Source organism: Burkholderia vietnamiensis LMG 10929, from assembly GCF_000959445.1.
Taxonomy (GTDB): Bacteria; Pseudomonadota; Gammaproteobacteria; order Burkholderiales; family Burkholderiaceae; genus Burkholderia; species Burkholderia vietnamiensis.
Window position 1 is genome coordinate 1,888,621 of the sequence record NZ_CP009631.1, and the last position, 23,933, is coordinate 1,912,553.

The window sequence follows — 23,933 nt, forward strand, 5'->3', positions numbered from 1 at the left end:
GCCGCAGCAAAGCACGCAATTATACCGTTCGCCTGCCGTCGTCCGACAGTGAATACAAGGAAAGCGTCATGACGGCGGGGCCGGCGCCCCGGGAGGAGGCGCCCGGCCGTGCCGCGCGAGTGGGGCGCAGCGCGCGGCGCGAGGGAACGGCGAGGCGGCCGGGCGGGCGCCCGACGGCCGTGCGCAACGTCAGGCCTGCTTCTTCGACAGCGCGAGGCGCAGCAGATCGGCCACGGTGTTGACGTTGAGCTTCTCCATGATGTTCGCGCGGTGCGCTTCGACCGTCTTGATGCTGATGCCGAGATCGTCGGCGATCTGCTTGTTCAGGCGGCCGGCGATGATCCGCTCGAGCACCTGCTGCTCGCGCGCCGTCAGCTTCGACAGGCGCTCGCTCGCGGCACGCTGTTCCTGCACGCTCTTGCTTTCGCTTCGGGCCTTGTCGAGCATCCGCTCGACGAGCTTGCGCAGCTCGGCTTCGTCGAACGGTTTCTCGATAAAGTCCATCGCACCCTTTTTCATCGTCGAGACGGCCATCGGCACGTCGCCGTGACCGGTGACGAAAATGATCGGCAGCGCGGCGTTGTCGGCGATCAGGCGTTCCTGCAACTCGAGGCCGCTCATGCCCGACATCCGCACGTCGAGGATCAGGCATGCGATCTGGCCGGCCTGCTGCGCCGGCTGGTATGCATCGAGGAACTGCTCGGCGCTCGAGAAGCACTGCACGCGATAGCCGTTCGCCTCCAGCAGCCAGCGCAACGAGTCCCGTACGGCCTCGTCGTCGTCGACGACGAAGACGGTTTCCTGAGTGGTGGTAACAGGGCTATTCATAGTTCTCCCGTGACGGTATGTGATGCCGATGACTCGCGCCCCCCTTGGGCGAGATCAGCGGGTTCCCCAATGGGCAGGCTGCAGTGGAATGTCGCGCCGGAAATGCGGCCGTCCGGTTCGACATTGTTGACCACCCACAGACGCCCCCGATGCGATTCGATGATCGAACGGCAGATGTTCAGCCCCATGCCCATGCCGTCGGACTTGGTGCTGTAAAACGGTTCGAACAGGCGCTCGGCGGTCGCTTCGTCGACGCCCGGGCCCTGATCGATCACGCGGATGTCGACGAAGCCCGCGTCGATGTCGGCGACGACGCGAATCACGCCGTCCGCCGACGCCGGCTTCACGTCGGCCATCGCCTCGGCCGCGTTCTTCATCAGGTTCACGAGCACCTGCTCGATCAGCACGGGGTCGACATAAATAATAGGCATTCTTGCGAGGATTTCCGTGACGATCCGGATCCTGCGCTTCCTGGCCTCGATTTCGGCGAGCCCGACCGCATCGGCGACGATGTCCGCGACGCGCGCCGGCTGGCGCTTCGGCTCGCTGCGCTTCACGAATTCGCGAATCCGCTTGACGATCATCCCCGCGCGCAATGCCTGCTGCGCGGTCTTCTCGAGCGCCGGCTGCAGCGTCTCGGGCGTGCTGCGGCCGCTCTTCACGAGCGCGAGCGTGCCCGAGCAATAGTTGTTGATCGCGGCGAGCGGCTGATTCAATTCGTGAGCAATCGACGACGCCATTTCGCCCATCGTCATCAATCGGCTCGTGAACTGCAGTTTCTCTTCCTGCTGGTGCGCGAGTTCCTGCGCCTTCTTGCGGGTCGTGATGTCGGTCGCGATCTGCATCTGCGCGAGGTGGCCGTCGACCCACTGGATGTATTGGCGGCGCACCTCGAACCACTTCTGGATGCTCTCGACGTAGACCTCCTGCGCGTCGGCCGTGCTGTTGGTCAGCGCGGCGGCCGGCAGGCCGGCGAAGGCGTCGACCATGTCGATCGAGTCGGACGATGCCTGCGCGCGATCGAAGCCGCCGCCCGACAGCTCGAGATGGCCGTCCGGGCGAATGCCGAACAGGTGGCGGTAGTAGCGGTTCGCGAACAGCAGCTCGGCCTCGTCCGCGGCCAGCACCGACACGGCGGCGTCGAGGCTTTCGAGCACCGTCGTGAAGCGTTCGTGCGCGGCCGCGAGCTCCTCGCGTGCGCGCTTCGGCTCGGTGATGTCGGTCATCGACGACATCCAGCCGGTCTGCCGGCCCGAGCTGTCGATCAGCGGCGACACGTACAGGCGCGCATGGAACAGCGTGCCGTTCTTGCGCCGCACGCGCAGCTCGAAGCCCGAGCTCGGCGCCTTGCCGCGCAGCGTCATGTCGAGCTGGCGCTGCATTTCCGGGTAGGCGTCGCGCGGCCAGTACGGGAACGGCGCGACCTTGCCGACCAGATCGCTTTCATCCCAGCCGGTCATCCGGCAGAACGCCGGGTTCACGTGGGTGATGCGGCCGTGCATGTCGAGCACGCGCATGCCGATCAGCACCGAGTTCTCCATCGCGCGGCGGAAGAACGCTTCCGCGTACAGCGCCTGCTGCGCCTCGAAGCGCTGCCGCGTGTGCTTCCACAGGCTCCAGAGGCTCCACAGCACGAAGCACGACAGGCCGGCCACGAGCCACACGAGCGTGTTGTTGGTGAGGTTCGTCAGCTGCGGGAACGCGTACACGCGCACGGTCAGCCCCTGGCCGGGCGGGTCGAGCGGCAGGTCGTAGTGGGAGTCGCGCGGCAGGCGCGGGCGCGTCGACGTCGACGACAGCTCGCGATTGTTCGAGTCGGTGATCGAGATCTTGTACTTCGACGACAGCTCCTGCGGGATGTCGTGCTTCAGGATCCCTTCGACCGAGAACACCGCGGCGATCGAGCCGAGGTATTCGCGATCGCCGCGCATCACGGGCGTCTGCAGCGTGATGAAGCCGTTGCCGAAGTCGTCGTAGATCAGCGGCGAATAGGCCTGGCGGCGCGTGCTGCGCGCTTCGTCGTAGGCGCCGCGCACGGCGTCTTCCATCTGCGCGTCGCCGGGCTTCGCGAGCCGCTGGCCGAGCAGCGGCGGATGCACGGTCGGCCAGCGCTGCACGCCGGGCGCCGTGTACCAGTTCAGATAGAGGATTTCCGGATGGGTCTGCATCACGTCCGCGACGGCCATCTGGAAGGCGTTCTGGTCGAGGCGGCCGGATGCGAGATCGCGCGACAGCGCCTGCAACTGCTCCTGCGCGCCCGTCATCGACAGGCGGATCTGCTGCTGCGCCCACGCGACGTTACGGAACAGCGTGTCTTCCTGCTGCTGCTGTTCGCGGCGATTGAGGCTCCATAAAATCAGGCTCATCACCACGAGGAACACGAGGATCGACAGCAGCGGCGTCAGCAGATAGGAGTTCGACCACCACGGTCCGTGGTGCCAGCGGGACGGCTGCGACTCCGCCGGCGGGCCCGACGGTCGCGCCGAGCGTGCGAAAAGCCGATCGGTCAACATGGCAGGATTGTAGCGCAGCGCAATACATGGAAAACCCATACCGGATATGTTGAGCGGAAACGAATTTGTGCGCGCCGCGCGTGCCGCCGAGCCCCGACGCATGGGTGCGCCGCAACAATATTCCGCATTACGAGAAAAGATCTCACAATTCGAAAATTTTGTTGCGCGCGGCCGTAGGCGCTCATTACAATCCGTCGAGCTTGCCCGCAGCCGGCCGCGACGCGTCGTCTGCACGAGAGCGATCCTCACATTCCAGGACCCAGGAGACGAGAATGTCCGCTGTACCGAACGAAGTGATGAAATACGTCGCCGCCGAGCGTGACGACGATCCGCAAGAAACCGTCGAATGGCTCGAGTCGCTCGACGGCGTGATCTCCTCCGTGGGCACCGGCCGCGCGCACTACCTGATCGAAAAGCAGATCGAATTCGCGCGCATGCACGGCGAACACCTGCCGTTCTCCGCGAACACCCCGTACATCAACACGATTCCGGTCGAAGCCCAGGCGAAGATTCCGGGCGACCAGGACATCGAGCACCGCATCCGTTCGTACACGCGCTGGAACGCGCTGGCGATGGTGCTGCGCGCAGGCAAGGACACGAACGTCGGCGGCCACATCGCGTCGTTCGCATCGGCCGCGACCCTCTATGACGTCGGCTACAACCACTTCTGGCACGCGGCGTCCGACCAGCACGGCGGCGATCTCGTGTTCGTCCAGGGCCACTCGTCGCCCGGCGTATACTCGCGCGCGTTCCTGCTCGGCCGCCTGTCGGAAGAACAGCTCGACAACTTCCGTCAGGAAGTCGACGGCAACGGCATCTCGTCGTACCCGCACCCGTGGCTGATGCCCGACTTCTGGCAGTTCCCGACGGTGTCGATGGGCCTCGGCCCGATCATGGCGATCTACCAGGCCCGCTTCATGAAGTACCTGGAATCGCGCGGCATCGCGCAGACGGCCGGCCGCAAGGTCTGGGCGTTCCTCGGCGACGGCGAGACGGACGAGCCGGAATCGCTCGGCGCAATCGGCATGGCGAGCCGCGAAAAGCTCGACAACCTCGTGTTCGTGATCAACTGCAACCTGCAGCGCCTCGACGGCCCGGTGCGTGGCAACGGCAAGATCATCCAGGAGCTCGAATCGGAGTTCCGCGGCGCCGGCTGGAACGTGATCAAGGTGATCTGGGGCAGCCGCTGGGATGCGCTGTTCGCGCGCGACAAGACGGGCGCGCTGATGCGCCGCATGATGGAAGCGGTCGACGGCGAATACCAGACGTACAAGTCGGAGTCGGGCGCCTACGTGCGCGAGCACTTCTTCAACACGCCCGAGCTGAAGGCGCTCGTCGCCGACTGGTCGGACGACGACATCTGGGCGCTGAACCGCGGCGGTCACGATCCGCACAAGATCTACGCGGCGTTCCACGAGGCGAGCAACTCGCAGGGCGCGCCGACCGTCATCCTCGCGAAGACCATCAAGGGCTACGGGATGGGCGAGTCGGGCCAGGCGATGAACATCACGCACCAGCAGAAGAAGCTGCCGGTCGAGCAACTGAAGAAGTTCCGCGATCAGTTCCGCCTGCCGATCACCGACGAGCAGATCGCCGACGTGCCGTACATCAAGTTCGAGGAAGGCTCGAAGGAACTCGAATACATGCGCCAGAAGCGCATGGAGCTCGGCGGCTATCTGCCGCACCGCCGCCAGAAGGCGACGTCGCTGCCGGTGCCGGCGCTCGACGCGTTCGAGCCGCTGCTCAAGGGCACGGGCGAGGGCCGCGAGATCTCGACGACGATGGCGTTCGTGCGGATCCTGAACATCCTGCTGAAGGACAAGGCGCTCGGCAAGCGCGTCGTGCCGATCGTCCCGGACGAGTCGCGTACGTTCGGCATGGAAGGGCTGTTCCGCCAGATCGGCATCTGGAACCAGGACGGCCAGAAGTACGTGCCGGAAGATTCCGACCAGCTGATGTTCTACAAGGAATCGAAGACCGGCCAGATCCTGCAGGAAGGCATCAACGAAGCGGGCGGCATGTGCGACTGGATCGCGGCGGCGACGTCGTATTCGACGCACGGCGAGATCATGGTGCCGTTCTACATCTTCTATTCGATGTTCGGCTTCCAGCGGATCGGCGATCTGGCCTGGGCGGCCGGCGACATGCGCTCGCGCGGCTTCCTGCTCGGCGGCACGGCCGGGCGCACGACGCTGAACGGCGAAGGGCTGCAGCACGAAGACGGCCACTCGCTGCTGTGGGCCGCATCGGTGCCGAACTGCGTGAGCTACGACCCGACGTTCGGCTACGAACTCGCGGTGATCATCCAGGACGGCCTGCGCCGCATGGTGCAGGAACAGGAAGACGTGTACTACTACGTCACGGTGATGAACGAGAACTACGAGCACCCGGCGATTCCGCAGGGCGAGCACGTGGCGGCCGACATCATCAAGGGCATGTACGCGTTCCGCAAGGCCGAGGCCGACAAGAAGGCGCCGCGCGTGCAGCTGCTCGGCGCGGGCACGATCTTCAACGAAGTGATCGCCGCCGCCGATCTGCTGAAGAACGACTGGGGCGTCGCGGCCGACCTGTGGAGCGTGCCGAGCTTCACCGAACTCGCGCGTGAAGGTCACGACGTCGAGCGCTGGAACCTGCTCCATCCGACCGAGGAGCGTCGCCTGTCGCACGTGCAGAAGTGCCTGAAGGACACGCAGGGTCCGGTCATCGCGTCGACCGACTACGTGCGCGCGCTGGTCGACCAGATCCGCGGCCAGATCGATCGCCGCTTCGTCGTGCTGGGCACCGACGGCTTCGGTCGTTCGGACACCCGCGCGAAGCTGCGTCACTTCTTCGAAGTCGACCGTTACTGGGTCGCCGTCGCAGCGCTGAACGCGCTTGCCGACGAAGGCACGATCGAGCGCAAGGTGGTCGCGGACGCGATCGCCAAGTACAACCTCGATCCGTCGAAGCCCAACCCGATGACCGTTTAACGCACACGCGTCGTGTGACGCCGCGCGCCGCTTCCGGGAGGGGCGCGCGCGGCCATGGAGACACAAAAAGATGAGTCAAGCGATCGAAGTGAAGGTGCCGGATATCGGCGATTACAAGGACGTGCCCGTCATCGAGGTGCTCGTCAAGGTGGGCGACACGGTCGAGCCCGAGCAGTCGCTCGTCACGCTCGAGTCGGACAAGGCGACGATGGACGTGCCGAGCCCGGCCGCCGGCACGGTCAAGGAAGTGAAGGTCAAGGTCGGCGACGCCGTGTCGGAAGGCACGCTGATCATCCTTCTCGAAGGCGGCGCGGCCGCGCAGGCGAACGGCGCCGCGGCAGCGGCCGCTGCCGCAGCGCCGGCTGCGTCGGGCGGTACGCTCGAAGTGAAGGTGCCCGACATCGGCGACTACAAGGACGTCCCGGTGATCGAGATCGGCGTGAAGATCGGCGACACCGTCGAGAAAGAGCAGTCGCTCGTCACGCTCGAGTCGGACAAGGCGACGATGGACGTGCCGAGCCCGGCCGCCGGCGTCGTGAAGGACATCAAGGTCAAGGTCGGCGATGCGGTGTCGGAAGGCACGCTGATCGTGCTGCTCGAAGCGGCAGGTGCGGCTGCACCGGCCGTTGCGCCGGCGAGCGCGCCGGCTCCGGCCGCCGCTGCACCGGCACCGGCGGCAGCGCCTGCGCCCGCACCGGCAGCATCGGCACCGGCCGCTGCTGCGCCGGCTGCCGCCCCGTCGGGCGAATACCGCGCGAGCCACGCGTCGCCGTCGGTGCGCAAGTTCGCGCGCGAGCTCGGCGTCGACGTCGCGCGCGTGCCGGGCAGCGGCCCGAAGGGGCGCATCACCAAGGACGACATCACGGGCTTCGTGAAGGGCGTGATGTCGGGCCAGCGCGCGGCGCCGGGCGCGGCAGCCGCGCCGGCAGGCGGCGGCGAGCTGAATCTGCTGCCGTGGCCGAAGGTCGACTTCGCGAAGTTCGGCCCGTTCGAGGCGAAGCCGCTGTCGCGCATCAAGAAGATCTCGGGCGCGAACCTGCATCGCAACTGGGTGATGATCCCGCACGTCACGAACAACGACGAAGCGGACATCACCGAGCTCGAAGCGCTGCGCGTGCAGCTGAACAAGGAGCACGAGAAGGCGGGCGTGAAGTTCACGATGCTCGCGTTCGTGATCAAGGCGGTGGTGGCCGCGCTGAAGAAATTCCCGACCTTCAACGCGAGCCTCGACGGCGACAACCTGGTGTTCAAGCAGTACTACCACATCGGGTTCGCGGCCGACACGCCCAACGGTCTCGTCGTGCCGGTGATCCGCGATGCGGACAAGAAGGGCCTCGTCGACATCGCGAAGGAAATGGCCGAGCTGTCGAAGGCCGCGCGCGACGGCAAGCTCAAGCCCGACCAGATGCAGGGCGGCTGCTTCTCGATCTCGTCGCTCGGCGGGATCGGCGGCACGCACTTCACGCCGATCATCAACGCGCCGGAAGTGGCGATCCTCGGGTTGTCGCGCGGGCAGATGAAGCCGGTGTGGGACGGCAAGCAGTTCGTGCCGCGGTTGACGTTGCCGCTTTCCCTGTCGTACGACCATCGCGTGATCGATGGCGCCGAAGCCGCGCGGTTCAATGCGTATCTCGGCGCGTTGCTCGCGGATTTCCGTCGCATCATTCTTTGATGAGAAGAGGGGCTCGCGGGGGCGTGCGTTTTTGTCGGTGCGCCTCTTACTGTCGTTGAACCTGTTTTGCATACGGTCTGCTGGCGTCGCCCCTGCGCGGGGCGGCGGTCACTTTTCTTTGTCTTCCAAAGAAAAGTAACCAAAAGAAAGGCGCGTCCTTGGGCGGACAGCAAAGGTGGTTCTGCCCAGGTTCGCGTTCTCTTGTCAGGCCGTGGCCGGTTCGTCGCGCGAGTTTCCATTCCCTCTCTCCGTAGCCAACAAGAAGGGGACGTACATGAGTCTCATCGAAGTCAAAGTTCCAGATATCGGCGATTTCAACGGCGTCGATGTCATCGAAGTCAACATCAAACCCGGCGACGTGATCGAAAAAGAGCAAACGCTCATCACGCTCGAATCCGATAAGGCATCCATGGAAGTGCCCAGCGACATCGCCGGCACCGTCAAGGAAATCAAAGTCAAAGCCGGCGACAAAGTCTCGCAAGGCACCGTGATCGCACTCGTCGAAGCATCGACAGGCGCAGCCGCGCCGGCACCCGCGAAAGCACCCGACGCGCCGAAGCCCGCAGCGGCTGCACCGGCTCCGGCCGCAGCCGCCCCGGCACCCGCGCCGCAAGCCGGCAGCTACGGCGGCTCAGCCGACATCGAATGCGACATGCTCGTGCTCGGCGCCGGCCCCGGCGGCTACTCGGCCGCGTTCCGCGCCGCCGACCTCGGCATGAAGACGGTGCTCGTCGAACGCTATTCGACACTCGGCGGCGTATGCCTGAACGTCGGCTGCATCCCGTCGAAAGCACTGCTGCACACGGCGCTCGTCGTCGAGGAAGCCGCAGCGCTCGCGTCGCACGGCATCACGTTCGGCAAGCCCCAGGTCGACCTCGACAAGCTGCGCGACTTCAAGGGCGGCGTCGTCAAGAAACTGACCACCGGCCTCGCCGGCATGGCGAAGGCGCGCAAGGTCGAAGTCGTGACCGGCATCGGCGCATTCGTCGACCCGTTCCACATGGAAGTGCAGGGCGACAACGGCAAGAAGATCGTCAAGTTCAAGCAGGCCATCATCGCCGCCGGCTCGCAGGCGGTGAAGCTGCCCTTCATGCCGGAAGACCCGCGCGTCGTCGATTCGACCGGTGCACTCGAGCTGCGCCAGCTGCCGAAGCGGATGCTCGTGATCGGCGGCGGCATCATCGGCCTCGAAATGGCGACGGTGTACTCGACGCTCGGCGCCGAGATCGACGTCGTCGAAATGATGGACGGCCTGATGATGGGCGCCGACCGCGATCTCGTGAAGGTCTGGGAAAAGTTCAACGCGAAGCGCTTCGGCAACGTGATGCTGAAGACCAAGACGGTGGGCGCGGAAGCGAAGGAAGACGGCATCTACGTGAAGTTCGAAGGCGAGAAGGCGCCCGCGGAAGCGCAACGCTACGACCTCGTGCTCGTCGCAGTGGGCCGCAGCCCGAACGGCAAGAAGATCGGCGCGGACAAGGCGGGCGTCGCGGTCACCGAGCGCGGCTTCATCGACGTCGACAAGCAGATGCGCACGAACGTGCCGCACATCTTCGCGATCGGCGATATCGTCGGGCAGCCGATGCTCGCGCACAAGGCCGTGCATGAAGGCCACGTCGCAGCCGAAGCCGCGCACGGCGAAAAGGCGTACTTCGACGCGCTGCAGATTCCGTCGGTGGCATACACCGATCCGGAAGTGGCATGGGCCGGCAAGACGGAAGATCAGTGCAAGGCCGAAGGCATCAAGTACGGCAAGGCGGTGTTCCCGTGGGCCGCATCGGGCCGCGCGATCGCGAACGGCCGCGACGAAGGCTTCACGAAGCTGATCTTCGACGAGGAAACCCACCGCGTGATCGGCGGCGGCATCGTCGGCCTGAACGCGGGCGACCTGATCAGCGAAGTGTGTCTCGCGGTCGAAATGGGCGCGGACGCGGAAGACATCGGCAAGACGGTTCACCCGCACCCGACGCTCGGCGAATCGGTCGGCATGGCCGCCGAATTGTATGAAGGCGTCTGCACGGACTTGCCGCCGCAACGCAAGAAGTAACGCAGCTTCAACGGCCGGCCTCGCGCCGGTCGCGAAAAAACGCCGCCGTCCGGTTGTACCGGGCGGCGGCGTTTTGTTTTGTTCTGTCTTGTGCGTGGGCAGCGTCACGCCAACGCCGAATGCGGGCACACGCGCGAATCCGCTGCCGAAAATGAAAAAGGCCGCGCAGTGCGCGGCCTTTCCCGGAGCAGCTGACGCTTACGCGGCCGGCTTGCTCGAACGGCGCGATGCGGCGGCGGTCGCAGCCTTCGTCGCGACTGCAGCCGCGGCGTTGAAGTTCGTCTCGGCGATCTCGACGGCTTGCTTCGCAGCCTTCTGGACCGTTTCGTACGTGGTGTTCGCTGCGTTCAGCGCCGACTTCAGCGCGGCAACTGCGGTTTCCGAACCGGCCGGCGCGTTCTTCGCGACGTTGTCGACGAGCGCCTGGACCTTCTTGTTCTGCTCGTCGAATTGCGCTTCGGCAACCTTCGCGAACTCGGCTTGCGTAGCCGACGCGATTTCATACAGGTGACGGCTGTACGACAGCACCTTCTCGGCAACCGGCTGCGACAGGCTTGCCTGCAGCGCGATCAGCTCCTGCGCGTCCTTAACCGACAGCAGGCGCTGTGCGTTTTCCTGGCTTTCCGTCAGCGTCGACTTCACGACCTGCAGGTTCAGTTCGATCAGCTTTTCGACGCCTTCGAACGCCTTGGTCGTCAGACCGAACAGGCTTTCGAGATTGGCTTTCTGTGCGGCGGCGATTTGCTCGGGGGTCAGCAAGGACATGTCAAGCTCCTGAAAAGCGATCGCGTCGATCGCAGGGATAAAGGGCACTACGACGGGGAACTTCGTGTTGACGTGCTTTGTGCAACGCAACAATGAGTCCTATTTTAGGGCACAGAAAAGTCTTGTCAAGCACTTTTTGTGCATTGCACAATGGGGACAAATTATCTATAAAACAACGAGTTAACTCGCCCGTCCGGAACCGATTTCAGTCGCAATCCCACATGTTGCGCGGCCTGCCCCGGCAGCGCGCAGTGCACCATCGGCAAGCACAGGTAAACCTGACAGGCACCTGGAACGTTATGCTTCTGTTCCGGTCGAAAAGCGCGTCGTTTCGATGCGTACCATGGCGACGTGCCGCCGCCGTGGTTGAAACCGATGCCATTGGCCCGCCGAGCGCCGGATCCGTACTTTCCCCGCTTTAATTTGTCGCCAAAGTGACGTTATCTCAATTAACCGTGTGGTTATCGGGAGGCGGGTACTGTCGGGCAGCGCGGCCCATGAAATTTTTCGATGGGGGCGGGAGGATCGATCGACGCATCATGGTCGACCCTTACATTCCGGTTTAAAGACGATCGGTAAGTGCCTAATATTGCTCTTTTTTTCAGCTTTAACTACACTTGCGGAAACCTCCCGCCCGCTTTGTCCAGACCCCAATGAAAGCCGAATCGTTTTCACCGCGCAGATTGTTGCAGAGCATGACGCTCGGCACGGCTGTGTCGGTCGCCGTCGCGTTGCTCGCGACTGCCGCGACCGTCGCGCCCGCTGACGCCGTCGCCGCCACTGCGAAGACCCACCAGGCCGCCAAGAAAGCCGCTTCCGCTTCGTCCGCGAAGAAGAAGACGGTGAAGGCCGCCTCCGCCAAATCCGCGAACGTCGCATCGGCCGAAGCGCCGCGCGCCACGCGCAAGCGGGCGACGCTCGCGGCCAACGTGCGCGGCCATCACGGCGCGGTGCGCAAGGTCGCGTTCCAGCCGCGCCGCCCGACGGTCGGTCAGGCGTTCGGCCTGCACGACACGCCGGACGCCCTCGCGCTGCGCTCGAGCGTCGCGTACGTCGTCGACCAGAACACCGGCGAGCCGCTGTTCGACAAGAATTCGCACGCCGTCGTGCCGATCGCGTCGATCTCGAAGCTGATGACCGCGATGGTCGTGCTCGACTCGAAGGCGCCGATGACCGACCAGATCGAGGTCACCGACGAAGACCGCGACTACGAGAAGGGCACGGGCTCGCGCCTGTCGGTCGGCTCGGTCCTGTCGCGCGAGGACATGCTGCACATCGCGCTGATGGCATCGGAGAACCGTGCCGCCGCGGCGCTGTCGCGCTATTACCCGGGCGGCCGCCCGGCGTTCATCGCGGCGATGAACGCGAAGGCGAAGTCGCTCGGCATGAACGACACGCACTTCGAGAATTCGACGGGCCTGTCGAGCTCGAACGTGTCGAGCGCGCGCGACCTCGTCAAGATGGTCAACGCCGCATACCAGTATCCGCTGATCCGCCAGTTTTCGACCGACCGTACGTACGACGTGAACACCGGCAAGCGCACGCTGGTCTACAACAGCACGAACGCGCTGATTCGCGGCAATGGCTCGTGGGACATCGGCCTGCAGAAGACGGGCTTCATCAACGAAGCCGGCGAGTGTCTGGTGATGCAGGCGACGATCCACGGCCGCCCGATGGTGATGGTGCTGCTCGATTCGTTCGGCAAGTATTCGCGCTTTGCCGACGCGTCGCGCCTGCGCAACTGGCTCGACGCCGGCGGCGGCGAGCGACTCACGGCAGCCAATACGCCGAACGGCGGCACCTGATCGCGCTGCGGCGGCCAGCCCGCCGCACCGATGTCCCAACAACGAAAAAGCCCCGCGATGCAATCGCGGGGCTTTTTCGTTGCAGCCGTCGGCGCGGCGCGGGTTACGCCTGCCGCTGCAGTCCTTCCGTCTCTTTCGCGGGCGCCGGGCGGTAGCCGAGCGCCTCGGAGATCGTCAGCGCGGTGCGGCTCAACTGGCCGAGCCACGCGTCCTGCAGGCGATCGGCCGGAGCCGACAGCGACAGGCCGGCCACCAGCTTGCCCGAGTCGTCGTAGATGCCCGCGGCGATACAGCGCACGCCGAGCTCCAGCTCCTCGTTGTCGCGCGCGCACGATTGCTGGCGCACGATGGCCAGCTCGCGCTCGAGCTTCGCGATGTCGGTAATGCTGTTCTGCGTGTGGCCGGACAGCCCGGTGCGCGTCGCATAGGCGCGCACGCGCGCGGTTTCGTCGGCGGCGAGAAACAGCTTGCCGACCGACGTCAGGTGCAGCGGCGCGCGGCCGCCGATCGCGCGGACCACCTGCATCCCCGAGCGCTCCGAGTAGGCGCGCTCGATGTAGACGATTTCGTCGCCTTGGCGCACCGACAGGTTCACCGTCTGGCCGGTGAGGCGATGCAGCTCGCGCATCGGCATCAGCGCGGCGTCGCGTACCGACAGCCGCGCCTTCACCAGGTTGCCGAGCTCGAGCAGCCGCATGCCGAGCCGGTAGGTGCCGGGGTCGGAGCGGTCGACGAGGCGGCAGGTCACCATGTCGTTGAGAATGCGGTGCGCGGTCGACGGATGCAGTTCCGTGCGTTGCGCGAGTTCCTTCAGACTGACGGGGTCGCTGTGCGCGGCGAGCGCGTCCAGCAGCCGCATCATCCGTTCGATCACCTGGATCGAGGTTTTGGAATCCGGGGTGGGTTGGGTCATATCGGCGGAAAAATCGGCGGAGAATCGGTTGACGCATCAAGCGGGTTGCGTCGATTGTATCTCGTATCGTGAAAAAAGCGAACGCCGTTCGAGGAACCCCTCGTTTCCGGCGGGCCGGTTACGGCGTGCGCGCCGGCGTTGGTCTTGCCGGCCAAACGGCGGATAATGAGACCCGTTTTCTCGAAGGAGCACGTATGCGAGTCGGTTTGTTCGTGACCTGTCTGGTCGATCTGATGCGTCCGGAAATCGGTTTTTCGGCGCTGAAACTGATTCGCGAAGCCGGCTACGAGGTGTTCGTGCCGCCTGCGCAAACCTGCTGCGGGCAGCCGGCGTACAACTCCGGCGACCGCGCGCTCGCGCGCGACCTCGCGGAGAAGACGCTGCGCGAGTTCGAGCAGTTCGATTACGTGGTCGCGCCGTCGGGTTCGTGCGGCGGAATGATCCGCGCGCATTACGGCGACCTGTTCCGCGACGATCCCGAACTGATGGCGCGCTACGGGCGACTCCAGCAGAAGGTCTACGAACTCACCGATTTTCTCGCGAACGTCGCGAAGGTCACGCTCGCGCCCGGCGAATTCACCGGCCCCGTCACCTATCACGACTCGTGCTCGGGCCTGCGCGAGCTCGGCGTCAAGGCGCAGCCGCGCGCGCTGCTCGCGCAGCGCGGCGTGGCGATCAACGAGATGAAGGACTGCGAGCACTGCTGCGGATTCGGCGGCACGTTCTCGGTCAAGTACGGCGACATTTCGGCGGCCATCGCGGACGAAAAATGCGCGAACGTGCGCGCGTCCGGCGCCGGCGCGGTCGTGCTCGGCGATCTCGGCTGCATGCTGAACATCGAAGGGCGGTTGCGCCGCACCGGCGACCGCGACACGCGCGTGCTGCACATCGCGCAAGTGCTGGCGGGCGACGTCTGACGCCCGGTTCCGCTCACTTTTTCCCGATCCCGCGATGCAAGTCCAATCGATGCATTTCAAGGCGCGCGCCGGCCAGAAACTCGCCGACCAGCGTCTGCAGCAGAACCTGAAGAAGCTGTCGACGAAATTCGTGTCGGCACGCGCCGACGCGATGACCGCGATCGACTTCCCGGCGACGCGCGCCGCGCTGAAGGCGCGCCGCAACCGGGCGCTTGAGAATCTCGACGTGTGGCTCGAGGCGTTCGAGCGCGAGGCGACGCGGCGCGGCACGACGGTGCTGTACGCCGAAACGACCACGGACGCCGCGCGGCTCGTCGCCGACATCGCGTGCCGGCACGACGTCAAAAAGGTCATCAAGACGAAGTCGATGGTGTCCGAGGAGATGCGTCTGAACGCGGTGCTCGCCGAGATGGGCGTGCAGTCGATCGAGACGGATCTCGGCGAATACATCCTGCAGATCAACGACAACGAGCCGCCGAGCCACATCATCGCGCCCGTCGTCCACAAGGACAAGGACGAGATCGCCGACCTGTTCGCGCGCACGCATCACCGCGAGCGGCTGACCGAGATCACCGACATGACGCGCGAGGCGCGCGACGTGCTGCGTCCGCATTTCATGTCGGCCGACATGGGCGTGACGGGCGGCAACTTCGTGATCGCCGAGACGGGTTCGGTCGCGGTCGTCACGAACGAAGGCAACGAAGGGATGTGTACGGTGATGCCGCGCGTGCACGTCGCGGTGACCGGCATCGAGAAGGTGCTCCCGACGCTCGAGGATCTCGCGACCGCGATGCGCCTGCTGCCGCGTTCGGCCACCGGGCAGAAGACCTCGAACTATTTCTCGCTGCTCACCGGCCCGCGCGGCCCCGGCGACGAGGACGGCCCCGAGCACAACTACGTGGTGCTCGTCGACGGCGGCCGCACGGGGCTGATCGGCGGCGAATTCCAGGAGATGCTGCGCTGCATCCGCTGCGGCGCGTGCATGAACCACTGTCCGGTCTACCAGAAGGTCGGCGGCCACGCGTACGGCTGGGTCTATCCGGGCCCGATGGGCTCGGTGCTGACGCCGAGCTACGTCGGCATCGATCGCGCGCTCGACCTGCCGCAGGCCGCGACGCTGTGCGGCGAATGCGACAGCGTGTGCCCGGCCGGCATCCCGCTGTCGCACCTGCTGCGCACGTTGCGCGAGAAGCAGGTGGAGCGCCATCTGCGGCCGTGGCGCGAGCGCGCGGGGCTCGCCGCGTGGGGCTTCTTCGCGCGGCGCCCGATGTTGTACGCGCTGACGACCAAGCTCGCGGTGCGCATCCTCGAGCGCCTGGGCGGCAGCGGCGGGACGCTGCGCCGCCTGCCGATGATGGGCGGCTGGATGGACACCCGCGACATGCCGACGCCGACCGGCCGCACGTTCCGCGAACTGTACGCCGCGTCGCAAAGCCATCTCGGCTGAGGACTGTTCATCGAGCGACAACAGTGCGTTCGCTATTCGCATATTTATCTTGATAGATGCGGTCTATAGAATCTTGCTTATCGTCACCGAAACCGGGTTTCGGGACATCAGGTCAAGGAGCCGCATCATGAGAAAGACAATATCGATGTACTGGCCGCTGGCAATCGTCGTTCCGCTCGCCGCGGCCGCCTATCTGCACGCAATGAGCGACGAACCGTCGCGGGGCCCGCTCGCCGTGCATCAGGCGTCGGCGGAACTCGCGCGCGCCGTGTCGTTAGGCCTGGTCGACGACGCCGCGAAGCCGATCTCGGGCGCGTCCGGCGACGCGATGCTCGCCGCGCCGAAGGCGCTGTAGGACAGGCGGCCGGCGCTTTGCGCCGCGGCGCGATTTCGTGCGCCTTTGTATAATGGCGCGTTCCTCTCCGACGCGGCTTGCCGCGGCTTTCCGATAGTGCGATGACCCGCGTTGCGATCTGTTTCGTTTGTCTGGGCAATATCTGCCGTTCGCCCACCGCGGAAGGCGTGATGCGTCATCAGATCGACGCGGCCGGGCTGGCCGATCGGATCGCGGTCGATTCGGCCGGCACCGGCGACTGGCACGTCGGCGAGCCGCCCGACACGCGCGCACAGGCGGCCGCCCGCACGCGCGGCTACGATCTTTCGACGTTGCGCGCGCGGCAGGTGAGTGCGGCCGACTTCGAAGCGTTCGACCTGCTGCTCGCGATGGACGAAGCCAATTTCGCGGAACTGCGCCGGCGCTGCCCGCCCCGGCATCGCGACAAGGTGCGGCTGCTGATGGAATTCGCGCCGGGCGCGACCGCCACCGAAGTGGCCGATCCTTACTTCGGCGGCGCACACGGCTTCGAACAGGTGCTCGATCAGGTCGAACACGCCTGCGCGGGCCTGCTCGACACGCTGCGTCGCGACGTCGCACGCTGAAGCGCGACCCGTATTCAGCGTTCTGCGAATACCCTTTCGAAGACATGGATACTTGACTAAAAACGTCAAATATTTATACTTGACCAAAATCGTCAAGATTGCAGTCCCCTAGACACCATGAGACTCACCACCAAAGGCCGTTTCGCCGTCACGGCGATGATTGACTTGGCACTGCGCCAGGAGCAGGGCCCGGTGACGCTTGCAGGCATCAGCCAGCGCCAGCGGATTTCGCTCTCGTATCTCGAACAGCTGTTCGGCAAGCTGCGCAGGCATGAAATCGTCGAATCCGTGCGCGGCCCGGGCGGCGGCTACAACCTCGCGCGCCGCGCGCAGGACGTCACCGTCGCCGACATCATCATCGCGGTCGACGAACCGCTCGACGCGACGCAATGCGGCGGCAAGGGCGCGTGCGACGGCTCGAAGCAGCCCGACGGTCATTGCATGACGCACGAGCTGTGGTCGACGCTGAACCAGAAGATGGTCGAGTACCTCGATTCGGTTTCGCTGCAGGATCTCGTCGATCAGCAGCGCGCCCGCGAGGGCGCGCCGGCCGTGCTGCGTGACCGGCGTACGCCCGAGCCGGCCGCCGCGCCGGCCGAGCCGGTTCGCACGATGCCGCTCGGCCCGAATTCGGTGTTCAACATCGCGAGTTCGTGAGCGTCGTACACCACCGCGCACCCCGCACACCCATAACGCACATAGTCCCTGCACAGAATCCCCGGAGCGACAGATGACCCAACAGACCCTCCACCTGCCCATCTACATGGATTACAGCGCGACGACGCCGGTCGATCCGCGCGTGGTCGACAAGATGGTGCCGTACCTGCGCGAGCGGTTCGGCAACCCGGCGTCGCGCAGCCACGCCTACGGCTGGGACGCGGAGCACGCGGTCGAGGAAGCGCGCGAGCAGGTGGCTGCGCTCGTGAATGCGGACCCGCGCGAGATCATCTGGACGTCGGGCGCCACGGAGTCGGACAACCTCGCGATCAAGGGCGCCGCGCACTTCTACAAGGGCAAGGGCAAGCACATCATCACGGTGAAGACCGAGCACAAGGCCGTGCTCGACACCTGCCGCGAACTCGAGCGCGAGGGCTTCGACGTCACCTATCTCGACGTGAAGGAAGACGGTCTGCTCGACCTCGACGTGTTCAAGGCCGCGCTGCGCCCGGACACGATCCTCGTGTCGGTGATGCACGTGAACAACGAGATCGGCGTGATCCAGGACATCGCGACGATCGGTGAGATCTGCCGCGAGAAGGGCATCGTGTTCCACGTCGACGCCGCGCAGTCGACCGGCAAGGTCGAGATCGACCTCGCGAAGCTGAAGGTCGACCTGATGTCGTTCTCGGCGCACAAGACCTACGGCCCGAAGGGCATCGGTGCGCTGTACGTGCGCCGCAAGCCGCGCGTGCGCATCGAAGCGCAGATGCACGGCGGCGGCCACGAGCGCGGCATGCGTTCGGGCACGCTGGCGACGCACCAGATCGTCGGCATGGGCGAAGCGTTCCGCATCGCGCGCGAAGAAATGGCGACCGAGAACGAGCGCATCCGGATGCTGCGCGACAAGCTGCTGCGCGGCCTGTCGCAGATCGAGGAAACCTACGTGAACGGCGACATGGAGCACCGTGTGCCGCACAACCTGAACATCAGCTTCAACTTCGTCGAAGGCGAGTCGCTGATCATGGCGATCAAGGACGTCGCGGTGTCGTCGGGCTCGGCGTGCACGTCGGCGTCGCTCGAGCCGTCGTACGTGCTGCGTGCGCTCGGCCGCAACGACGAACTCGCGCACAGCTCGATCCGCTTCACGGTCGGCCGCTTCACGACGGAAGAGGAAGTCGACTTCGTGATCGATCTGCTGAACAGCAAGATCGCGAAGCTGCGCGAGCTGTCGCCGCTCTGGGAAATGCACCAGGAAGGCATCGATCTGTCGACGATCGAATGGGCTGCACACTGAACACCGCATTGCATACATTCGCGCGCGGATTTACGCACGCAGACGTAACGAGTCAAGGAGTCTGAGTCATGTCATACAGCAACAAGGTTCTGGATCACTACGAAAACCCGCGTAACGTCGGTTCGTTCGCGAAAGACGACGACGCGGTCGGCACCGGCATGGTCGGCGCGCCCGCCTGCGGCGACGTGATGAAGCTGCAGATCCGCGTCGGCGCGGACGGCGTGATCGAAGACGCGAAGTTCAAGACCTACGGCTGCGGTTCGGCCATCGCATCGAGCTCGCTCGTGACCGAATGGGTGAAGGGCAAGACGCTCGACGAGGCGCTCTCGATCAAGAACACGCAGATCGCCGAAGAACTGGCGCTGCCGCCGGTGAAGATTCACTGCTCGATCCTCGCGGAAGACGCGATCAAGGCAGCCGTGGCCGACTACAAGAAGCGCCACGACACCAAGGAAGGCGATCAGGCAGCAGCCTGAGCGGCAACGAGCGGCTTGTGAAGGAACCGGGTGCGCGCTGGCCGCGCACCGCGGCAAGGACATCATGGCAATTACACTGACCGAAAAAGCAGCACAGCACGTCCAGAAATACCTCGTCCGGCGCGGCAAGGGTGTTGGCCTGCGGCTTGGCGTTCGCACGACCGGGTGCTCGGGGCTCGCGTACAAGCTCGAGTATGTCGACGAGCTGGCCCCCGAGGATCAGGTGTTCGAGAGCCATGGCGTGAAGGTCGTCGTCGATCCGAAGAGCCTCGCGTACATCGACGGCACCGAGCTCGACTTCGCGCGCGAAGGTCTGAACGAAGGGTTCAAGTTCAACAACCCGAACGTGAAGGACGAGTGCGGGTGCGGCGAATCGTTCCGCGTGTGACGACGCGGGTTTCCGCGCAATGCGGGCAAGAGGCGGCACGAGCCGCCTTTTTAATGTGCGGCGTTCGCCGCGCAACGAACCGGAATTGAACGCGACGATGGTTTCGCTGAAAGACAGCCACTTCGACCTGTTTCACCTGCCGGCGCAATTCGCGCTCGACGACGCGGCGCTCGACGACGCGTATCGCACGGTGCAGACGCAGGTGCATCCGGACCGCTTTGCAGCGGCGGGCGACGCGCAAAAGCGCATCGCGATGCAATGGGCGACCCGTGCGAACGAGGCGTACCGCACGCTGCGCGATCCGCTGCAGCGCGCGAGCTATCTGCTGTCGCTGCGCGGCGTCGACATCGGCGCGGAAAACAACACCGCGATGGAGCCGGCGTTCCTGATGCAGCAGATGGAATGGCGCGAAGGCATCGAGGATGCCGCGGCCGCGCGCAACGTCGACGCGCTCGACGTGCTGCTCGCCGAGTTGCGCGACGAAAAGCGCGTGCGCATCGAGCGCCTGGGTACGCTGCTCGACAGCGGCGCCGACCAGGCCGCCGCCGAGGCCGTGCGCCAGCTGATGTTCATCGAACGGGTCGCGTCGGAAGTCGGCGCGCAGATCGAGCGTCTCGAAACTTAACCGCGTGCCTCGCGGCACGCGCAGCAAACGGGCCGAGCGCCCGAACGAACCAAGATGGCTTTACTGCAAATTTCCGAACCGGGTATGGCGCCGGCGCCGCACCAGCGGCGGCTTGCCGTCGGCATCGATCTCGGCACGACGAATTCGCTCGTCGCCGCCGTGCGCAACAGCGTGCCCGAAGTGCTGCCGGACGAAGCGGGCCGCGTCCTGCTGCCGTCGGTGGTGCGCTACCTGGAGAAGGGCGGCCGCCGCATCGGCTACGAAGCGAAGGAGCAGGCCGCGACCGATCCGCGCAACACGATCGTGTCGGTCAAGCGCTTCATGGGCCGCGGCAAGGCCGAGGTCGAAGGCGGGGCGAACGCGCCGTATGAATTCGTCGACGCACCGGGGATGGTGCAGATCCGCACGATCGACGGCGTGAAGAGCCCGGTCGAAGTGTCGGCCGAGATTCTCGCGACGCTGCGCTACCGGGCCGAGGACACGCTCGGCGACGAGCTGGTCGGCGCGGTCATCACGGTGCCCGCGTATTTCGACGACGCGCAGCGCCAGGCGACCAAGGACGCCGCGCGCCTCGCCGGTCTGAACGTGCTGCGCCTGCTGAACGAACCGACCGCGGCCGCGATCGCCTACGGCCTCGACAATGGGTCGGAAGGCCTCTATGCGGTGTACGACCTGGGCGGCGGCACGTTCGACCTGTCGATCCTGAAGCTGACCAAGGGCGTGTTCGAAGTGCTCGCCGCGGGCGGCGATTCCGCGCTCGGCGGCGACGATTTCGATCACGCGCTGTTCGGCCACGTGCTCGCGCAGGCCGGCATCGACGCGCACACGCTCGCGCCCGAGGACGTGCGGCTGCTGCTCGATCGCGTGCGGGTGGTGAAGGAGGCGTTGTCGTCGGCGCCGCACGCGTCGCTCGACGTGACGCTGTCGAGCGGCGCGCATCTCGTGCAGACGATTTCGCACGACACGTTCGCCACGCTGGTCGAGCCGCTGGTGCAGCGCACGCTGACGCCGACCCGCAAGGCGCTGCGCGACGCGCAGGTGAGCCCGGCCGACATCAAGGGCGTCGTGCTGGTCGGCGGCGCGACGCGCATGCCGGTGATCCGCGCGGCCGTGGAGCAGTTTTTCGGCCAGCCGCCGCTCGTCAACCTCGATCCCGACCAGGTCGTCGCGCTCGGCGCGGCGATTCAGGCCGATCTGCTGGCCGGCAATCGCGGCAACGGCGACGACTGGCTGCTGCTCGACGTGATCCCGCTGTCGCTCGGCGTCGAGACGATGGGCGGGCTCGTCGAGAAGATCATTCCGCGCAATTCGACGATTCCGATCGCGCGCGCGCAGGAATTCACGACCTTCAAGGACGGCCAGACCGCGATGGCGATCCACGTCGTGCAGGGCGAGCGCGAACTCGTCGCCGACTGCCGGTCGCTCGCGCGTTTCGAGCTGCGCGGCATCCCGCCGATGACGGCCGGTGCGGCGCGCATCCGCGTGACCTATCAGGTCGACGCGGACGGCCTGCTGTCGGTGTTCGCGCGCGAACAGCTGTCGGGCGTCGAGGCGTCGGTCGTCGTGAAGCCGTCGTACGGCCTCGCCGACGACGATATCGCGAAGATGCTCGAGGACAGCTTCAAGACCGCCGAGATCGACATGCGTGCACGCGCGCTGCGCGAAGCGCAGGTCGAAGCCGAGCGGATGATCGAGGCGACGCAGGCGGCGCTCGCGGTCGACGGCGAATTGCTCGACGCGGCCGAGCGCGAGCAGGTCGACGCGCTCGTCGCGGCGCTGCGCACGATCGCCGCGGGCGACGACGCCCACGCGATCGAAACCGCGACCAAGGCGCTCGCCGACGGCACCGACGAATTCGCGGCGCGCCGCATGGACAAGAGCATCAAGCGTGCGCTGTCCGGCCGGCGGCTCGACGAGATCTGAACGAACGGCACCGGCCCGGCGACGGCCGGTGCGATATTGAACCGTGCGGCGCGAGCCGCCGCACCTTGACTGACGGAACCGACATGCCTCAACTGGTGGTGCTGCCTCACGTCGAACTGTGCCCGGACGGCGCGGTGATCGACGCGACGCCCGGCAAGAGTATTTGCGACAACCTGCTCGACAACGGGATCGAGATCGAGCATGCATGCGAGAAGTCGTGCGCATGCACGACCTGTCACGTGGTGATCCGCGAGGGCTTCAACGCGCTCGAGCCGTCCGACGAGGACGAGGACGATCTGCTCGACAAGGCCTGGGGCCTCGAGCCGACGTCGCGTCTGTCGTGCCAGGCGATCGTGACGGAAGATTCGGATCTGGTGGTCGAGATTCCGAAGTACTCGATCAACCACGCGAAGGAAAATCACTGACGCGTCGCCGCGGCAGCGCATACGGGAGGGCAGGCGATGAAATGGACCGATTCGCGCGAAATCGCAATCGCGCTGGCAGACAAGCATCCGGACGTCGATCCGCAGCGGATCAACTTCGTCGAGTTGCGCCAATGGGTGATCGAGCTCGACGGCTTCTCGGACGACCCGGCACACTCCGGCGAGAAGATTCTCGAAGCGATCCAGGCGCACTGGATCGACGAATCCGACTTCGACGACGAAGACTGAGTCGTTACACCGTAGCCCGCCCATGCAAAAAGGCTCGTGAATCCTCACGAGCCTTTTTTCGTTTCAGTGCGACGGTGCGAGTGACCGTGCCGCGTTACGTGCCGACGTTACGCGCCCACCAGCGTACCGTTCTCGATCCGCACGCGCTGGCCCTGGCCGAACGGCGGCGGGTTGTGGTACGTGAACGTGCGGGTCGCGCCGCTTTCCATCTGGACCTCGACCTGATAGTCGGTTTCCGCGCGCACCTGCTTCTCGACTTGGTTGCCGGCCAGGCCGCCGCCGAGCGCGCCGATGATGGTCATCGCGGTGCGGCCGTTGCCGCGGCCGAACTGGTTGCCGAGCAGGCCGCCGGCCGCTGCGCCGCCGACCGCGCCGATCCCCGAGCTCTGGCCCGGCGTACGCGTTTGCGTGATCGCGACGATCGTGCCGCAGCTCTGGCAATAGGCCGGCTGCGCGGGCGCGCCCGACTGCTGCGCATACTGCGGCGGCTGCGGCGCCGGGGCACGGCGGTGGTGGGTGGCCGCCGGGCGCGGAGCCGGCTTCGGCTCGGCCTGCGCGAGGGCCTTTTGCTGCTCGGCCTTCTGCTGCGCCGCTTCCTGCTCGGCTTGCGCGGCACGCGCGGCGCTGGCCGCGGCAGCCGTGTCGACGGCCGGCTGCGACGCGATCAGCGCGGCCTGGGTCTGGCCGTTCTGCTCGTTGTTGCTACTGGCCTTCGGGAAGATGCCCGTGATGGCGGCGGTGGCCGCCAGGCTGGCGACGATGACGGCGCCTGCGGCGGTCGCGATCAGCGGGTGCAGGCGTTGCTTTTGCGGCGTGGTCTGATTCTGGTTGTCCATTTTCTTCTCCGGTGTCGATTCGGCCGGCAATAGCGCGGCGGCCGGATCCCACGCTCGGGAGCGATCGGACGTGGCGTGCGATGCCGCGTTCCGGTCCCGTGGTCATGCGTGGTGACGCAACAGGAGTGTCGTCGACGCGCGCTGCGCGCACCGTATCAAGGTGTAACCAATTGAAGCAGCGCGTTGGCGGCCGATCTCGGGAAAACCCGAGGCAAGCCGTCGCGGCGAGGAAATAAAACGGGGAG

General features: G+C 65.8%; 21 protein-coding genes and 1 pseudogene. 17 read left to right on the forward strand and 5 right to left on the reverse strand.

The window, feature by feature from the left end:
- Window positions 1–189: 189 nt before the first annotated feature.
- Together fixJ and fixL are read right to left on the reverse strand one after the other, a co-directional pair.
- Window positions 190–828: an oxygen response regulator transcription factor FixJ gene (gene fixJ / locus AK36_RS18605; RefSeq protein WP_006493245.1), complete on the reverse strand. Its 639-nt coding sequence runs from the start codon at window positions 826–828 to the stop codon at window positions 190–192.
- On the reverse strand, window positions 825–3,341 hold the full coding sequence (gene fixL / locus AK36_RS18610; RefSeq protein WP_011885427.1) for an oxygen sensor histidine kinase FixL: 2,517 nt from the start codon (window positions 3,339–3,341) through the stop codon (window positions 825–827). The genes fixJ and fixL overlap by 4 nt, the downstream gene beginning before the upstream one ends.
- On the opposite strand from fixL, the pseudogene AK36_RS34740 reads away from it, so the two are divergent.
- The 4 genes and pseudogenes from AK36_RS34740 to lpdA all read left to right on the forward strand — a co-directional run.
- Window positions 3,261–3,478: pseudogene (locus AK36_RS34740) on the forward strand (hypothetical protein); the annotation flags it as partial. The gene fixL and the pseudogene AK36_RS34740 overlap by 81 nt on opposite strands.
- Before the next feature lie 135 nt (window positions 3,479–3,613).
- Complete coding sequence (aceE, locus tag AK36_RS18615) at window positions 3,614–6,310, forward strand: pyruvate dehydrogenase (acetyl-transferring), homodimeric type (protein WP_011885426.1); 2,697 nt, start codon at window positions 3,614–3,616, stop codon at window positions 6,308–6,310.
- Between the two features lie 70 nt (window positions 6,311–6,380).
- Window positions 6,381–7,982 (forward strand): dihydrolipoyllysine-residue acetyltransferase, encoded by a 1,602-nt coding sequence (gene aceF / locus AK36_RS18620; RefSeq protein WP_045578952.1) that lies wholly within the window; start codon window positions 6,381–6,383, stop codon window positions 7,980–7,982.
- A gap of 274 nt (window positions 7,983–8,256) precedes the next feature.
- Window positions 8,257–10,029 carry a dihydrolipoyl dehydrogenase gene (lpdA, locus tag AK36_RS18625; protein ID WP_045578953.1) on the forward strand — a complete coding sequence of 591 codons (1,773 nt, stop codon included), beginning with the start codon at window positions 8,257–8,259 and terminating at the stop codon, window positions 10,027–10,029.
- A gap of 198 nt (window positions 10,030–10,227) precedes the next feature.
- Here lpdA and AK36_RS18630 read toward each other — a convergent pair whose 3' ends face one another.
- The gene (locus AK36_RS18630; protein ID WP_011885423.1) at window positions 10,228–10,794 is read right to left on the reverse strand and encodes a phasin family protein; all 567 of its coding nucleotides are present in this window, start codon (window positions 10,792–10,794) and stop codon (window positions 10,228–10,230) included.
- A 653-nt stretch (window positions 10,795–11,447) separates the two neighbouring features.
- Between AK36_RS18630 and pbpG the strand changes: the two genes are divergently transcribed.
- On the forward strand, window positions 11,448–12,599 hold the full coding sequence (gene pbpG, locus AK36_RS18635) for a D-alanyl-D-alanine endopeptidase (RefSeq protein WP_011885421.1): 1,152 nt from the start codon (window positions 11,448–11,450) through the stop codon (window positions 12,597–12,599).
- A 103-nt stretch (window positions 12,600–12,702) separates the two neighbouring features.
- Here pbpG and AK36_RS18640 read toward each other — a convergent pair whose 3' ends face one another.
- On the reverse strand, window positions 12,703–13,512 hold the full coding sequence (locus tag AK36_RS18640) for an IclR family transcriptional regulator (RefSeq protein ID WP_011885420.1): 810 nt from the start codon (window positions 13,510–13,512) through the stop codon (window positions 12,703–12,705).
- Window positions 13,513–13,706: 194 nt separating this feature from the next.
- Here AK36_RS18640 and AK36_RS18645 point away from each other — a divergent pair, with 194 nt between their 5' ends.
- The 12 genes from AK36_RS18645 to iscX all read left to right on the forward strand — a co-directional run bounded on the left by AK36_RS18645 (window position 13,707) and on the right by iscX (window position 22,852).
- Entirely contained in the window at window positions 13,707–14,429 is a 723-nt protein-coding gene (locus AK36_RS18645) for a (Fe-S)-binding protein (protein WP_011885419.1), read from the forward strand.
- Between the two features lie 34 nt (window positions 14,430–14,463).
- Window positions 14,464–15,876: a lactate utilization protein B gene (locus AK36_RS18650; RefSeq protein ID WP_011885418.1), complete on the forward strand. Its 1,413-nt coding sequence runs from the start codon at window positions 14,464–14,466 to the stop codon at window positions 15,874–15,876.
- 127 nt (window positions 15,877–16,003) lie between these two features.
- Entirely contained in the window at window positions 16,004–16,231 is a 228-nt protein-coding gene (locus AK36_RS18655) for a hypothetical protein (protein WP_011885417.1), read from the forward strand.
- Between the two features lie 101 nt (window positions 16,232–16,332).
- On the forward strand, window positions 16,333–16,815 hold the full coding sequence (locus AK36_RS18660) for a low molecular weight protein-tyrosine-phosphatase (protein WP_011885416.1): 483 nt from the start codon (window positions 16,333–16,335) through the stop codon (window positions 16,813–16,815).
- 117 nt (window positions 16,816–16,932) lie between these two features.
- Window positions 16,933–17,472: a Fe-S cluster assembly transcriptional regulator IscR gene (gene iscR, locus AK36_RS18665; RefSeq protein ID WP_011885415.1), complete on the forward strand. Its 540-nt coding sequence runs from the start codon at window positions 16,933–16,935 to the stop codon at window positions 17,470–17,472.
- 73 nt (window positions 17,473–17,545) lie between these two features.
- Window positions 17,546–18,769, forward strand: coding sequence for an IscS subfamily cysteine desulfurase (locus AK36_RS18670; protein WP_014723281.1), 1,224 nt, complete (start codon window positions 17,546–17,548; stop codon window positions 18,767–18,769).
- Between the two features lie 68 nt (window positions 18,770–18,837).
- Window positions 18,838–19,245, forward strand: coding sequence for a Fe-S cluster assembly scaffold IscU (gene iscU / locus AK36_RS18675; protein WP_009691729.1), 408 nt, complete (start codon window positions 18,838–18,840; stop codon window positions 19,243–19,245).
- Between the two features lie 64 nt (window positions 19,246–19,309).
- Window positions 19,310–19,633: an iron-sulfur cluster assembly protein IscA gene (iscA, locus tag AK36_RS18680; RefSeq protein WP_011885413.1), complete on the forward strand. Its 324-nt coding sequence runs from the start codon at window positions 19,310–19,312 to the stop codon at window positions 19,631–19,633.
- A 97-nt stretch (window positions 19,634–19,730) separates the two neighbouring features.
- On the forward strand, window positions 19,731–20,258 hold the full coding sequence (gene hscB, locus AK36_RS18685; protein WP_041493968.1) for a Fe-S protein assembly co-chaperone HscB: 528 nt from the start codon (window positions 19,731–19,733) through the stop codon (window positions 20,256–20,258).
- Window positions 20,259–20,312: 54 nt separating this feature from the next.
- The gene (hscA, locus tag AK36_RS18690) at window positions 20,313–22,181 is read left to right on the forward strand and encodes a Fe-S protein assembly chaperone HscA (protein WP_045578954.1); all 1,869 of its coding nucleotides are present in this window, start codon (window positions 20,313–20,315) and stop codon (window positions 22,179–22,181) included.
- Between the two features lie 83 nt (window positions 22,182–22,264).
- The gene (gene fdx / locus AK36_RS18695) at window positions 22,265–22,606 is read left to right on the forward strand and encodes an ISC system 2Fe-2S type ferredoxin (RefSeq protein ID WP_011885410.1); all 342 of its coding nucleotides are present in this window, start codon (window positions 22,265–22,267) and stop codon (window positions 22,604–22,606) included.
- Window positions 22,607–22,642: 36 nt separating this feature from the next.
- Entirely contained in the window at window positions 22,643–22,852 is a 210-nt protein-coding gene (gene iscX, locus AK36_RS18700; protein WP_011885409.1) for a Fe-S cluster assembly protein IscX, read from the forward strand.
- Between the two features lie 107 nt (window positions 22,853–22,959).
- On the opposite strand, the gene AK36_RS18705 is transcribed toward iscX, so the two are convergent.
- Entirely contained in the window at window positions 22,960–23,688 is a 729-nt protein-coding gene (locus tag AK36_RS18705) for a glycine zipper 2TM domain-containing protein (RefSeq protein WP_011885408.1), read from the reverse strand.
- Window positions 23,689–23,933: the final 245 nt, after the last annotated feature.

Excerpts from the sequence above, each read along its gene's own strand:
- AK36_RS18645 (WP_011885419.1), top strand. The coding sequence starts at position 13,707 with ATGCGAGTCGGTTTGTTCGTGACCTGTCTGGTCGATCTGATGCGTCCG.
- fixJ (WP_006493245.1), bottom strand. The coding sequence starts at position 828 with ATGAATAGCCCTGTTACCACCACTCAGGAAACCGTCTTCGTCGTCGAC.
- fdx (WP_011885410.1), top strand. The coding sequence starts at position 22,265 with ATGCCTCAACTGGTGGTGCTGCCTCACGTCGAACTGTGCCCGGACGGC.
- hscA (WP_045578954.1), top strand. The coding sequence starts at position 20,313 with ATGGCTTTACTGCAAATTTCCGAACCGGGTATGGCGCCGGCGCCGCAC.
- hscB (WP_041493968.1), top strand. The coding sequence starts at position 19,731 with ATGGTTTCGCTGAAAGACAGCCACTTCGACCTGTTTCACCTGCCGGCG.
- iscR (WP_011885415.1), top strand. The coding sequence starts at position 16,933 with ATGAGACTCACCACCAAAGGCCGTTTCGCCGTCACGGCGATGATTGAC.
- iscU (WP_009691729.1), top strand. The coding sequence starts at position 18,838 with ATGTCATACAGCAACAAGGTTCTGGATCACTACGAAAACCCGCGTAAC.
- aceF (WP_045578952.1), top strand. The coding sequence starts at position 6,381 with ATGAGTCAAGCGATCGAAGTGAAGGTGCCGGATATCGGCGATTACAAG.
- iscA (WP_011885413.1), top strand. The coding sequence starts at position 19,310 with ATGGCAATTACACTGACCGAAAAAGCAGCACAGCACGTCCAGAAATAC.
- lpdA (WP_045578953.1), top strand. The coding sequence starts at position 8,257 with ATGAGTCTCATCGAAGTCAAAGTTCCAGATATCGGCGATTTCAACGGC.
- AK36_RS18640 (WP_011885420.1), bottom strand. The coding sequence starts at position 13,512 with ATGACCCAACCCACCCCGGATTCCAAAACCTCGATCCAGGTGATCGAA.
- AK36_RS18650 (WP_011885418.1), top strand. The coding sequence starts at position 14,464 with ATGCAAGTCCAATCGATGCATTTCAAGGCGCGCGCCGGCCAGAAACTC.
- aceE (WP_011885426.1), top strand. The coding sequence starts at position 3,614 with ATGTCCGCTGTACCGAACGAAGTGATGAAATACGTCGCCGCCGAGCGT.
- AK36_RS18670 (WP_014723281.1), top strand. The coding sequence starts at position 17,546 with ATGACCCAACAGACCCTCCACCTGCCCATCTACATGGATTACAGCGCG.
- AK36_RS18660 (WP_011885416.1), top strand. The coding sequence starts at position 16,333 with ATGACCCGCGTTGCGATCTGTTTCGTTTGTCTGGGCAATATCTGCCGT.
- AK36_RS18705 (WP_011885408.1), bottom strand. The coding sequence starts at position 23,688 with ATGGACAACCAGAATCAGACCACGCCGCAAAAGCAACGCCTGCACCCG.
- fixL (WP_011885427.1), bottom strand. The coding sequence starts at position 3,341 with ATGTTGACCGATCGGCTTTTCGCACGCTCGGCGCGACCGTCGGGCCCG.
- AK36_RS18655 (WP_011885417.1), top strand. The coding sequence starts at position 16,004 with ATGAGAAAGACAATATCGATGTACTGGCCGCTGGCAATCGTCGTTCCG.
- AK36_RS18630 (WP_011885423.1), bottom strand. The coding sequence starts at position 10,794 with ATGTCCTTGCTGACCCCCGAGCAAATCGCCGCCGCACAGAAAGCCAAT.
- pbpG (WP_011885421.1), top strand. The coding sequence starts at position 11,448 with ATGAAAGCCGAATCGTTTTCACCGCGCAGATTGTTGCAGAGCATGACG.
- iscX (WP_011885409.1), top strand. The coding sequence starts at position 22,643 with ATGAAATGGACCGATTCGCGCGAAATCGCAATCGCGCTGGCAGACAAG.